The organism is Rudaea sp. 3F27F6, assembly GCF_005503555.1.
Taxonomy (GTDB): domain Bacteria; phylum Pseudomonadota; class Gammaproteobacteria; order Xanthomonadales; family Rhodanobacteraceae; genus Rudaea.
This window is the reverse complement of sequence record NZ_SCNG01000001.1, coordinates 1,769,719-1,782,696: the sequence shown is the minus strand read 5'-3', so window position 1 is coordinate 1,782,696 and position 12,978 is coordinate 1,769,719. Positions and strand designations below refer to the sequence as shown.

The window sequence follows — 12,978 nt, the reverse complement described above, 5'->3', positions numbered from 1 at the left end:
CTCTCGGCTTCAGGTGGTGTCCGAATAAGCGCGGGCAGTGAATCTGCATGAAAATGGTTGAATCTTTGATCGGAGAAAATCTTATGCAAGTACGTGTAATGGCAGCGTTGTTGGCGATGAGCGGAACGATTTCCGCCGCAGAACCTTCCGCCCAGATCTCGCCAAGCGTGTTGTCCGACGTCACCGCGTGGCGCCGCGACTTGCACCAGCATCCGGAACTGTCCAATCGCGAGGTGCGCACCTCGAAAATCGTCGCCGACGAGTTGAAGAAGCTCGGCTATACCGTGCGCACCGGCGTCGCGCACACCGGCGTCACCGGCGTGCTCAAGGGCGGCAAGCCGGGGCCGAAGCTGGCGATCCGTGCCGACATGGACGCGCTGCCGGTGACCGAGCAGGTCGATGTGCCGTTCGCCTCGAAGGTGAAGAGCGAATACCTCGGCAAGACCGTCGGCGTCATGCACGCCTGCGGCCATGACGCGCACACCGCGATGTTGCTCGGCCTCGCCGAGACGTTCGCCAAGATGAAGAACGATCTGCCCGGCGAAATCATGCTCGTCTTCCAGCCCGCCGAAGAAGGCGTGCCGCCCGGCGAAACCGGCGGCGCCCCTGGCATGGTGCGCGACGGTATTTTCAAGGACTTCAAGCCCGATGCAGTCTTCGGCATGCACGTCGTCGCCGCGTACAACGTCGGCAAGGTCGGCGTGCGCGCGGGCGGTGCGATGGCGAGCTCGGACACCTTCCGCATGACCGTGCACGGCAAACAGGCGCACGGAGCGACGCCGTGGATGGGCATCGACCCGATCGTCACCGCCGCGGAAATCGTCACGATGGCGCAGACCATCGTCAGCCGACAGCTCAACCTCAACAAGGAGCCGGCCGTCGTCACCTTCGGTACCTTCAACGGCGGTTCGCGCTTCAACATCGTGCCCGACGCGGCCGACCTGTCCGGCACGATCCGCACCTTCGACGAAGGCATGCGCAAGCAGATCATCACCAGCCTGACCGGCATCGCCGAGCACGTCGCCGCGGCGAACGGCGCGACAGTCGAAGTGCAAATGCCGAAATCGGACGAGGACCGCAATCCGGTCAACTACAACGATCCCGCGCTGACCGCACGCGTGCGCGTGAGTCTGGAGAAGGCACTCGGCAACGAACACGTCATCGACGCTGAACGCTGGACCGCTTCGGAAGACTTCCCGCACCTCGCGATCGGAGCGAAGGCACCGTCGGTCTACTTCTTTGTCGGCGCGACGCCGGCCGGACAGGACGCCGCGACCGCGCCGACCAACCACTCGCCGAAGTTCTTTCTCGACGAGGGGGCACTCGCGGTCGGCATGACGGCGATGTTGCAGGCGAGTCTCGATTTTCTCTCGGGGGGTAAGTAAGGCGCGACTTGTCGCGCCGGGCTTTGCTTTCTTCGCTCGTTACTACCGTAAAAGCAGGCATCCAGCTCTTCTCCGCTCGTCATTCCCGCGTGCTCTTGGCGGGAATCCAGCGACTTTTCTTTGGTTCTTTTGTGTTTTAAGAGCAGAGCTTCCACTCGTCCTGCGGACGAGCGGGTCACTTTTCTTCAACAGCGAAGAAAAGTAACCAAAAGACGCCGCCCCAGAACATTGCGCCCTTCGGGCATCCTGCCCGAAGGGTCCGCGTCATCGGCCGGGTTCCGCTAATTGCACCTCCGTGTGCAATAGCGGAATCGGCGCGATCCATCGCGCCGACCCTAGCGGGCCTTATCGTCCGCTGCCGCCGCAATGTAATGGGGACCCGGAAAAGCCGGAGCAGCGCGCTTCCTGCGCGCCTAAGCAACAGCTCCCTTCGTGGAAGGCTCTTGATCCGTCTTTTGATCTCGGGTCCCCGTCAGCCGCGGCGAGGGCATGACGGAATCGCCCGTAGGGTCGCGCGCAGGATGCGCGCGAGTTCGCGAATGGACACGGATGTCCATCGAGCGAACCCCGGCATGGCCTCGCGTACCCGGAGCGCGCAGCGCGAAGGGCGCGGCTCCCGGGGCGGCGTTTCTTTGGTTACTTTCTTGTCGCTGGAGACAAGAAAGTGACCCGCTCGTCCGCAGGACGAGTGGAAGCTCTGGCTTCGAAACCAAAACAAAAAGCAAAGTCACTGGATCCCCGCTAAGAGCGCGCGGGGATGACGAGCAAAAGCGGGTGCGGAACTACCGCCCCAGTGAAAACAACAAACAACGCCATCAACCGCGCGGCGGCAATGTCCCCAACTCAAGTAGCTGCCTCGCCGCCAGATCAAACCCGCGCCAAGCGGCCGCAGCAAGCGCACCGCCCGTACTGACACGACGCACGCCGATCGCCGCAAGATCGGCGACGCGCATCTGCGGCGAAAACAGCAAGACGTTGAGTGGTTTCGGCGCGACGGCGCGGACGACCTGGGCGAGCGCGTCGAGGTCGACAATGCCCGGCGCATACAGAACGTCCGCGCCGGCCTCGGCGTAGGCGACGAGCCGCGCGATCGTCGAGTCGAGATCGGGCCGGCCGAGCAGGAAACCTTCCGAGCGCGCGACGAGCATAACGTCTTCGCCGCTCGCATCGATCGCCGCACGCGCGGCGCGGATGCGTTCGACCGCGAGCGACAGCGAATGCAGATCGTGTTCGGCACGGTCCTCGATCGACAGGCCGGCGACACCGGTGGCGACGGCGAGTTTCACGTTCGCCGCGACGCCTTCCGGCGCCGTGGCGAAGCCGTCTTCGAAATCGGCGTTGACCGGCAGGTCGGTCGCAGCGCAGAGCGTGCGCAGATGGTCGAGCACGGTGTCGCGCGACAATTCGTTGTCGGCGCGGCCGAGCGACCAGGCGATGCCGGCGCTGGTCGAGGCGAGCGCCTTGAAGCCGAGTTTTTCGAGCCGGCGCGCGCCGCCGATGTCCCACGGGTTCGGCAGGACGAAGCAGCCGTCGGCGTGCAGGGCGCGGAACGCGGCGCGTTTTTCGGCGAGCGCAATGGGCATGGCGAATCTCCGTCGGTCGTTGGAGCGAGTATGCGCGCGGCAGCGGTGCTTGATCAGGACCAATCCGCAGACGGCCGTGAGAACCACGGCCGCCGAGGCGTCATTGCCAGTTCGGGCGCCGGATCGCGGGCCATGCCCTGGCGCCGCGGAACAGATTGACGCTCCATTTGAGCGGACCGCCGAACCAATTCCAGAAGAACGCGCCCCAGGTGTTGCCGGGCATGGTGCGGATCAGTTCGGCGAGTTCGGCGGACAGTGCGCGGAAGCGCGCCTCATGCAGTTTCGCGTAGGCGACGACGTGGTCTTCGCCCTTGCCGGTCTGCGCGGACTTGATGTAGCCGTCGACGGTCTTGCGGATGCTCTTGAGCGCCGCGAGCGTGCTCTTCGGATCGCGCTGCTTCGGCGCGAGCGCGTTGTAGTCGAGCACGGTCTTGCTGATCGCGAGATCGGCGTCGGCACGCTCCTCATTGCCGAGCACCTGCTGGACGATACCGAGCGCGGCGACATGGTCGGCGTTGCCGTAGCGCCCTTCGAGCAAGGCGTTGACGAGAGTGCGCACCGGCACCGTGTCGGAACCCGACTCGGCCATTGCGAGCCAGCCCGTCGCTTCGGCGCGGGCCGTGTCGCGCTCGGCGGCATGCGCGTCGGCCTGCGCGCCGAGCGAAGTGACGTCGCCGTGCACGGCCGCCTTGCGCCGCCACGCGGCCGATGCCTGCGCATCGGCATTACAGCCGACGCCCGACTCGTGGCGCTCGGCGAGGTCGCGCATCGATGCGACGCTGCCGCCGCGGGCCGCGATCGTGAGCAGCTCGGTGACGCGGCGCTGCGCATCGGCGGCGTCGGCGTGCGTCTTCTTCAGCATCAGGGCAAGGTTGCGCGCGGCGTAGCGGTCGCCGAGCGCGGCGGCCTCGGCGAACGCGGCGTCGGCACGGGCATAGTCGTGCGGCTCGACCTCGCTCCATTCGAGGCCGATCCAGTTCAGGCAGCGCGCGCGCGTGGCGTCGTCGGCCGCGAGTTCGCGTGCGCGTTCGTAGCCGACGACGGCGCGCGTGCGGTCGCGCGGCACGCCTTCGGTCTTCGAGTCGTAGGCGTAGAGATCGCCGAGTGCACGCGCGCACTCGTAGGCATGTTCGCCGCCGAGCGCAGCGCCGTCGGTGTAGGCGACGGCAGCGGCATCGAGATTGCCGGACCAGCGCAGGCGCTGGGCAAGATGGTGGTGGTACTCGGCGTCGGCGGGTTCGAGCGCGACCGCTTCGCGCGTGACCTGCGCTGCTTCGGCGTCGCGGTCCATGCGCGAAAGGATCGCGCCTTTCTCGTCGAGCAGCCAGGCGCGGATGCGCGGCGGCACGTCGAGCGCGAGGCCGCGTTCGATCATCGGCAGCGCGGCCTTGGCGTCGTCGTCCCAGGTCGAGGTGTAGTTCGCGCGCCACCACCAGTGGTTGGCGGTCAGGATCGCGACATCGGCGGCGGCGAGATGCTTCGGCGCGATGTCGAGCAGCGCATTCATGTCCTTCACCGTGCCGCCCCAGCGCGGCTCGCGCACGCCCTGGATGCTGCGCCATGCGGGCAGCCAGCGCGGCGCGATCTCGAGCACTTCGTCGAACAGGCGCTCGGCGGCGCTGCGGCTGCCGTTGATCTGTTCGCGTCGCATCAGCGCGGCGAGCGCCATGCCGGGCGCGAAACGCAGCTCGATCGCGCGGCGCAGCAGCGGCTCGGCGGCCTGCTGATGGAATTCGATCGCCTGCCAATCCTTGCGGCTGACCCGATCGACCGTCGTCGTGCCGCGGTGCGCATTTGCCTTCGCGCAGTGATGCAACGCGAGCGCCAGTTGCGCGGCGCTGCGCTCGGTCTGCGCCGCCGCGGCGGCGAGCGCGTCGTACGGCGCGAGGGCGAGTGCGTCGGCGGCGTCGACGAAGGCCTTGCGTGTCGCGTCGTTCTCGTCGGCGAGATAGTCCGCCCAGAGTTTTTCCAGACCGGCGAGTGCACTGTCGGCGCCGGCGGCGTGATGGTCGAGGATCGCGTTCATGCCGTTCCTCCCTGCGCATAGTGGCGCCACATCAGCGCATAGCGCGCACTCTTGGCGCGTTCGTCGCCATCCTCTTTACTGCTGTAGTGGCGTGCGAGCGCGAGTGCGGCGTCGCCGGCACAGGCCGGATCGAGCAGCACCGCTTCGCGCAGCGCAGCGGCGGCGCGCGCTTCGTCCTGATCGAGATTCGCGCGGCCCCAGACCAGACGGCTCTGCGCGTGATCGGGATAGGCGGCGATAAAGTCGAGCAGCTCGCGATCGGGATCTTCGCATTCGTTCGCGTCGAGGCGCATTTCGAGCAGACCCCAGGCGGTGTCCGCATCGAGTGCGCGCGCATTCTGCAGGGCCTCGTCGCGTGCGGCGGCGAGTGCAGACTTCCGTTCCTGTTGCGCGCGCTGTTCTTCGTGGCGGCGGCGCCAGTCATCGCGCACGCGGTCCTGCCATTCGCGATCGAACGGTTCGAGCAGGCGCGCCAGGTTCGTGCCGAACCAGGCTTCCGCCGCACTGCTTTCGGCGACCGGGCGGATTTCGATGCGATGGTCGCGGAACGCTTCGGCATCGACGCCGAGTGCGGCGAGACGGTCGGCGAGGGCCGGGTGCGTGTCGTGCGTGCCGGTCTCGGTGTCGAGCGCGTTGCGCAGCAGGTCCGCGGAAACGTTCTGGTCGTGGCGCGGACGCACGAGCGCGGGCAGTTGCGACCACGGCCGGACGGTCGGCTCGGCCTCGGTTTCGGTGCGCGCGTAGATCGGCGCCCAGAAACCGTGGCCGTTGATGTAGCCGCTGGCGACGTTGACACGCGCGAGCGCAGCGGCGGCGATGTCTTTGCCGGCGTAGTGCGCGGAGATCGCGTCGGCGGCGTATTCCGAATCGCGGCAGAGGGCGAAGCTGAGCCGGTCGAACTTGCGGATATACCAGTTGAGGAATCCGGCGAATTTGCGTGAGGCCCAGTCCTGCCAGCTCGCGGTCTGCTGGAGCATTTGCAGGAAATGCCAGCGGCAACGGTAGACGAACGCGTCGAAGCGCGAAGGATGTCCGGACAGATGGCCGTACTCGTGCGCGACCACGGCGAGCATCTCGTCGGCCGACAGCGTCTGCAGCAGTGGCACGCCGAGGCTGATGATGCGCCGGCGCAGCGGAATGAACCAATAGCCGCCGAGCGGGCGCGTGATCGCGTAGGCGTTGAGTTCATTGCTCAGCACGACTTCTGCGACCTTCGGCCCGCGCAGCGTACGACGCATATCGTCGAGCGCGGTGAACAGCATCGGCGCGTCTTCGCGCTTCAGGCGCCGGCCTTGCACGGGCGGCTCGCGGAAGCTCAGCGTGCGCCAGCCCATCTTGATCACCGCCCACGCCGGCAGCAGCGCGATCCAGATGACTTTGGCCAGTTTGGCGAGCACGATCAGGCCCTTGCCGGTCAGCGCGAGCGCAGCGACGAGCACCAGTACGACGATTGCAGCGAACAGGACGACGATCATCGCGAACGCGCCGAACAGCAGGAACAGCGCGATCCGGAGCCGATAGAAGAACGAGAGTTTGGGCGTGCCCACGGCGGGGGGCGAGGCTTGCTCCATGGGCGAGATTCCAGATAGCCGGGTCGATTGAAAACACAATCACGCAACGGCGGCGCAAGCGCGCAGATATTTTCGCGGCATGAACTGCACCGCCTGCGAAGCCGTATTGACGTCGCGCGGGACTCTCGCCGTTTTCGCGCCGGCGATCAAGCCGACGGAGCCGATGCGGAAAGTAAGGCGAACTCAGCCTGCGGCGAAGCGCACGGTAAATGCGGCGCCGCCGAGATTCTCCGAACGCGACACGGTCAGGTTGCCGCGATAGGCCTTGAGCAGATCCTGGACGATCGCAAGGCCGATGCCGTGGCCCTGCACACGCTCGTCGCCGCGCACGCCGCGCTGGAGCAGGTGCTCGACCTTGTCCTCGGGAATGCCCGGGCCGTCGTCCTCGACCATGAAGATCAAGCCATTGCGGCGCGCGCCCTGAGCGCCAGGAATCACGCGTGCGGTCAGCAGCACGCGATGCCCGGCCCACTTGAACGCGTTTTCTAGCAAGTTGCCGAGCAGTTCGAGCAGATCGCCGACTTCGCCGTAAAACTGCGCGCGTGGATCGACATCGAATTCGCAGAGTACGTTTTTCGCCGAATAGACTTTTTCCAGGCCGCTGACGATTTCCTCGGCGTGTGGTTCGATCAGGATCGGCGCGGCGAAGGTCGAATGGCCGCTCGTCGCCGCGCGCGAGAGCTGGTAGGCGACGATCGAATCCATGCGTCCGACTTGTTCGAGCACGGTCCAGCGGAATTCTTTGCCGTCCGCGCCCGATTCGAGCTGGCTGCGCACGACCGCGAGCGGTGTCTTCAGGCTGTGGGCGAGATCGGACAAGGTATTGCGGTAGCGCTTGAGGCTGTTGCGCTCGCTCTCGATGAAGTCGTTGATGCTGCGCGAAAGCCGCTTGAGTTCGAGCGGGTAGTCGGTCGACAGCAGTTCCTGCTCGCCGCGCTCGACGCGGCCGAGTTCGGTGGCGATGCGCCGCGTCGGCTGCAGGATCCAGCGCACGAGGCCGAGCAGCAGCAGGAGCAGGCCGACGACGAGGCCGCCGAAGGTGAAGACGAGGCTGCGCCGGAATACGCTGCGCTGTCCTTCGAGGTGCCGGGCGTCCTCGGCGACGTGGATCGTCGTCAGCACGGGTTCCCTGCCGGCGACGGGCCAGGACAGGCCCATGCTGTACATGTACACCCTGCTGCCGTCGGGGCCGTCGACCGAGTCGAACTGGCGCGCGCCGGGTTTGAGCACGCCGTCGAACGGCCATGCGCCGAGCAGTGCGGACGGACTGCGCCAACTGTCGAAGCGCGCGCCGTCGACCTCGACCGGACCGACCATGCCGGCGTAGAAGCCGCTGTCGGGGCTGATGAACGGTTCGGGATCGACTTCGGGCGGAATCCAGCGCCGCGCACGGCTGACGTCGGACTTGGCGATATACGCTTCAGCGTAGCTCTGCAGGCGGTCGTGCAGGTTGCTCAGCAGGGTTTCGTTGATCGCGCGATCGAGCGCGACCCCGGCAAGGCCGAGGAACGCGGTAAGGATCACGCCAGCGGCGAGCAGTGAGCGCGCTTGCAGCGAGAGCGGTCGGCGCGCCATGCGGTATTTTATATTTTTTTACTTTGCCGCAGCTTCGCCCGCGGCTTCGTGCTGGCCTTCGCTGCGCGGAATCGCGAAGCGGTAGCCACGGCCGCGCACGGTCTCGATCGGCTTGAGGCTGTTGTCCGCGTCGAGCTTGCGGCGCAGGCGGCCGATGAAGACTTCGAGCACGTTGGAATCGCGGTCGAAATCCTGCTGGTAGATGTGCTCGGTCAGGTCGGCCTTCGACACGAGTTCGCCGGCGTGGAGCATCAGGTATTCGAGCACCTTGTACTCGTAGCTGGTCAGGTCGGCGGCCGCGCCGGCGACGTGCACGGTCTGCGCGGTCGTGTCGAGCACGATCGGGCCGCATTCGAGAGTCGGCTTGGTCCAGCCGCTCGCGCGGCGCACGAGCGCGTTGATGCGCGCGAGCAGCTCTTCGACGTGGAAGGGTTTGACCAGATAATCATCGGCGCCGTGCTTGAGGCCCTGCACCTTGTCTTGCCAGCTCGAACGCGCGGTCAGGATCAGGATCGGATATTTCTGACCGGCGTCGCGCAGATCCTTGACCAGGTCCATGCCCGACTTCTTCGGCAGGCCCAGGTCGACGATGGCGACGTCGAACGGCACTTCGCGGCCGAGGAAGAGACCTTCCTCGCCGTCGGCGGCGGTGTCCACAGCGAAGCCGTCGCGCTTCAGGCGCGCAGCCAGGGTTTCGCGCAGCGGGGCTTCGTCTTCGACCAGTAGTACGCGCATGGGATGCTCCAGGTAATCTGTTTCTGTGCGATCGTCCGGGACCGCGAACAACGCAAAGCGGGCATCCTGCCCGCGCTTTTCGGTGGCATCGTCGTCCGTGACTGCAAGGCTTGCCGGCAACCGTCCATGGCTGCGCCGCTCATCGGTTCCGCTAATCCTCGGCGGGCACTTCGACGATCTTCACCTGACCGTCGCGGGTCAGCACCTTGATCCGGTAGATCGTCTTCTTGCCCTGCGTCTTCGACTCCGCCGACAACACCTTGCCGCCCGTCTCGCGCTGCACCTTGGCGATCGCATCCTTCATCGTCAGCGTGGCCGCATCGGCATCATGCGACGACAACGCAAACGCGGCAAGCAGGAGGATCGTGGCGAAGCGGAATTTCATTGCGGGCGTGATTTGGCAGGCGGCGGAAGAGAATTTGCAATCCGGGAAGGCCACTATGGGAAACTCGATTGAATTGGGCCTGAACTGGCCGGCATCGGTCGCGGAACTGCCGCGATTCCGACGATAACTCGTGCGCGGATCATGCCGCCTGCGCGTGTTCGCGCAGGCCCGCCATCGCCTGCTCGACGACGCGGAAGTCGGCGCCGCTGCGGTGCATGCGCTCGCTCAGCGTGCGGCGGAACGCACGCGCACCGGGCAGGCCGTGATAGAGGCCGAGGATGTGCCGGGTCACATGGTTGAGTGCGCCGCCGCGTGCGAGCTTGGCTTCGATGTACGGCTGCATGCGATAGAGCACCTCGTCGCGATCGGGCAGCGGCGTGCCGAACAGCGCGTGTTCGCACTGCGCGAGAACGTAAGGATCGTGATAGGCCGCGCGGCCGAGCATCACACCGTCGACGATCGCGCAATGCGACTTGGTTGCGACCACATCGACGATGCCACCGTTGATCGCCAGCGTGAGCTGCGGGAATTCCTGGCGCAGTCGATACACGCGCTCGTAGTTGAGCGGCGGAATCTCGCGGTTCTCCTTCGGCGACAGGCCGTGCAGCCAGGCTTTGCGCGCGTGCACGATCAGCGTTTCCAGGCCGGCGCCGACCAGGGTTTCGACGAAGCGGTGCAGGTCTTCGTAGTCGTCCTGCTCGTCGACGCCGATGCGGCACTTCACCGTCACCGGCACGGACACCGCTGCGCGCATCGCCGCGACGCAGTCGGCGACTAGCGCCGGTTCGCGCATCAGGCACGCGCCGAAGCGGCCCGATTGCACGCGATCGGACGGACAGCCGACATTGAGATTGATCTCGTCGTAACCCCAGTCCGCGCCGATGCGCGCGCACTGCGCGAGTTCCGCCGGCTCGTGCCCGCCGAGCTGCAGCGCGAGCGGATGCTCGGCCGCGTCGAAATCGAGGTGGCGTGCGCGGTCGCCGTGGATGATCGCGCCCGTTGTAACCATTTCGGTATATAGGCGCGCATGCGGCGCAAGCAGGCGATGGAAATACCGGCAATGGCGGTCGGTCCAGTCCATCATCGGCGCGACGCAGAGCGCCCACGGCCCATAGGGCCGCGTCGTTTCGAGCGTTTTTTGACCGGATTGATCCATTTTTTGCCTGTTTGCGGCGCCTGGCAGGGCCGCGAATCAGACAATTTTAAATGAAAACCGGCAATTTGCCGGTAGCCCGGGCTTGCCCTGGCCCCGACCGCGGGATTTCGGGCCGGTGCCTGCGCGCGATAAAAGGCTATTTCTGCGCGAGCGCCTGCTCGATCGCCCGCTGCGCGAGCGGCGACATGATGTCGTAACCCGAGGTGTTGGGATGCAGGCCGTCGTAGGTCAGTTTTTCCTTGAGCGCGCCTTTGTCGTCGACCATCGCCGCGTAGTAATCGAGATAGACGTAGCCTTTGCGCTGCGCGTAGGCGCGCAGCCAGGCGTTGAGATCGCGGATGCGCTGCGGCGGGCGCGCGTCGGCGGCGTGCTCGTCGATCAGCGTATTGATCGGCAGCACGGAGGCGATGACGACCTTGATGCCGTTGGCCTCGGCCAGTTCGCTCATCGAAGCCAGATTGTCTTCGATCATGCCCTGCGTTGCCGGGCCGGTATTGCCGGCGATGTCGTTCGTGCCGGCATGGATGACGACGACCTTGGGCTTGAGCGCGATCACGTCGGCGCGGAAGCGCACCAGCATCTGCGCCGTGGTCTGACCGCGGATGCCGCGATTGACGTAGGCCTTGCCCGGAAAGAAGGTGCCGTGATCGTCGCCGAGCCCCCAGAAGTCGGTGATCGAATCGCCCATGAAAACCACGCGTGTTTCGCCCGGCTTCGGTGCCGCGAGGCGCCCGTTCTCTTCGCGGTAGCGCGAGAACAGCGGCCAGTCGGCGAGACGACTCTCGTCGTCGTTGAGGCGCGCGGCGAGGATCGCGAGCGTCGGGCTCGTGTCGGCGTTCTGGGCAAACACGAACGCCGATGGCGCCAACGCCAGTGCGGAAAACAGCATCGCTTTTTTCATGGATCTATCTCGTCGAGCAGTCGGACGCGCAGCGCATCGAAACGAATCGGCCATTCCCGCGCTCACCAGAAAACCGAATAGAGCACGATCAGGATCAGCACCACGATCGCCGCGCCGACATTGAACGTCGTCGAGGTGCGGAAACTGATGTCGTCGGTGCGGATCGTGTCCTTGGTCGCGTTCGCCGCGGTCATCAGCGAGACGAGCACCGCGAGCACGGTCGACAACACGAACACCCAGCCGACGCGGTTCATGAACGGCATCGCCGGCAACAGCAGCTTGATCGCGATCGACAGCGCGACCGAGCCGATCGCCGCGGCGAGCGCGCCGTTTTCGTTCGCGCGCTTCCAGAACAGGCCGAGCAGGAAGATCACGGTGACGCCTGGGGTGAAGTAGCCGGTGAAATCCTGGATGTACTGGAACGCCTGATCGAAGCTGCCGAGCAGCGGCTTCGCGCTGAGCACGCCGATGACGACCGCGCCGACCGCGGCGAGGCGGCCGACCGCGACGGTTTTCGCTTCGCCTGTCTGCGGCGCGATCTTGGTGTAGAAGTCGAGAGTGAAGATCGTCGCGATCGAATTGATCTTCGAGGCGAGCGAAGCCATGATCGCCGCGATCAGCGCGGCGAACACGAGGCCGAGCGCGCCGGCCGGCAGCAGCGCCATCATCGTCGGATAAGCCTGGTCCGGCTTGGCCAGGCCCGGTGCGATCATCACCGCGGCGATGCCGGGCACGACCACGATCAGCGGCACCAGCAGTTTGAGGAAGGCGGCGAGCAACACGCCGCGCTGCGCCTCTTCCACGCTCTTCGCCGCGAGTCCGCGCTGGATGATGTACTGGTTGAATCCCCAGTAGCTCAGGTTCATCACCCACATGCCGCCGAGCAGAACGCTGAGGCCCGGCAGGTCTTTGTAGAACGGATTGTCCGGCTTGAGGATCATGTGGAAGTGTTCCGGATGCGCCGCGCGCAACTGGGCGAACCCGGCGAAGAGGCCGCCGTCGCCGCCGAGGCGCGACAAGGTCAGCGCGGTGATTGCGAGACCGCCGACGACGAGCAGGCCGACCTGGACGAAATCGGTCAGCGCCACCGCCTTGAGTCCGCCGTAGAGCTGGTAGGCCAGCGAGAACGCGCCGAGCAGGACGAGCGCGGTGAACTGGTCCATGCCGGTGACCTGGCTGACCGCAATCGAGCCGAGCCAGAGGATCGAAGTCAGGTTGACGAACACGTAGAGAATCAGCCAGAACACCGCCATCACCGTGCGGATGCGCTTGCCGTAGCGGTTCTCGAGGAACTGCGGCATGGTGTCGATGCCGTTGCGCAGGAACACCGGCAGGAAGAATTTGCCGACGATCAGCAGGGTCAGCGCCGCCATCCATTCGTACGACGCGATCGCGAGGCCGAGCGCATAGCCCGACCCCGACATGCCGATGATCTGCTCGGCCGAGATGTTCGCGGCGATCAGCGACGTGCCGATGGCCCACCACGGCAGCGCCTTGCTGGCGAGGAAGTAGTCCTTGCTGTCCTTCTCGTGGCCGCGCTTCTCGCGCGACACCCACTGGGCGAGGGCGAAGATGCCCACGAGATAGACCAGGACGATGACGATATCCGACGCCGACAACTTCATTTGACCTCCCGCTTTGTTTTTCTGGTCCCGCCGCGT

The 12,978-nt window shown here is 65.9% G+C and carries 10 protein-coding genes; 1 reads left to right on the top strand and 9 read right to left on the bottom strand.

Annotated elements, in window-relative coordinates; all coding sequences use genetic code 11:
• Positions 1-98: 98 nt before the first annotated feature.
• Entirely contained in the window at positions 99-1,385 is a 1,287-nt protein-coding gene (locus FFS30_RS07580; protein ID WP_249352244.1) for an amidohydrolase, read from the top strand.
• Positions 1,386-2,200: 815 nt separating this feature from the next.
• Here FFS30_RS07580 and FFS30_RS07575 read toward each other — a convergent pair.
• From FFS30_RS07575 to FFS30_RS07535, 9 genes are all read right to left on the bottom strand, one after another.
• Positions 2,201-2,968, bottom strand: a complete 768-nt coding sequence (locus FFS30_RS07575; protein WP_137912440.1) for an isocitrate lyase/phosphoenolpyruvate mutase family protein — start codon at positions 2,966-2,968, stop codon at positions 2,201-2,203.
• 100 nt (positions 2,969-3,068) lie between these two features.
• Positions 3,069-4,994: a sel1 repeat family protein gene (locus FFS30_RS07570; RefSeq protein ID WP_137912439.1), complete on the bottom strand. Its 1,926-nt coding sequence runs from the start codon at positions 4,992-4,994 to the stop codon at positions 3,069-3,071.
• The gene (locus tag FFS30_RS07565) at positions 4,991-6,565 is read right to left on the bottom strand and encodes a M48 family metallopeptidase (RefSeq protein WP_137912438.1); all 1,575 of its coding nucleotides are present in this window, start codon (positions 6,563-6,565) and stop codon (positions 4,991-4,993) included. Before FFS30_RS07565 ends, FFS30_RS07570 begins: the two co-directional genes overlap by 4 nt.
• Before the next feature lie 183 nt (positions 6,566-6,748).
• Complete coding sequence (locus FFS30_RS07560) at positions 6,749-8,140, bottom strand: ATP-binding protein (protein WP_137912437.1); 1,392 nt, start codon at positions 8,138-8,140, stop codon at positions 6,749-6,751.
• 18 nt (positions 8,141-8,158) lie between these two features.
• Positions 8,159-8,875: a response regulator transcription factor gene (locus FFS30_RS07555; protein ID WP_137912436.1), complete on the bottom strand. Its 717-nt coding sequence runs from the start codon at positions 8,873-8,875 to the stop codon at positions 8,159-8,161.
• A 151-nt stretch (positions 8,876-9,026) separates the two neighbouring features.
• Entirely contained in the window at positions 9,027-9,260 is a 234-nt protein-coding gene (locus FFS30_RS07550) for a PepSY domain-containing protein (protein WP_137912435.1), read from the bottom strand.
• A gap of 139 nt (positions 9,261-9,399) precedes the next feature.
• The gene (dusA, locus tag FFS30_RS07545) at positions 9,400-10,416 is read right to left on the bottom strand and encodes a tRNA dihydrouridine(20/20a) synthase DusA (protein WP_137912434.1); all 1,017 of its coding nucleotides are present in this window, start codon (positions 10,414-10,416) and stop codon (positions 9,400-9,402) included.
• 136 nt (positions 10,417-10,552) lie between these two features.
• The gene (locus tag FFS30_RS07540) at positions 10,553-11,317 is read right to left on the bottom strand and encodes an SGNH/GDSL hydrolase family protein (RefSeq protein ID WP_137912433.1); all 765 of its coding nucleotides are present in this window, start codon (positions 11,315-11,317) and stop codon (positions 10,553-10,555) included.
• Between the two features lie 62 nt (positions 11,318-11,379).
• Positions 11,380-12,942, bottom strand: coding sequence for a sodium/sugar symporter (locus FFS30_RS07535; protein ID WP_137912432.1), 1,563 nt, complete (start codon positions 12,940-12,942; stop codon positions 11,380-11,382).
• Positions 12,943-12,978 lie beyond the last annotated feature (36 nt).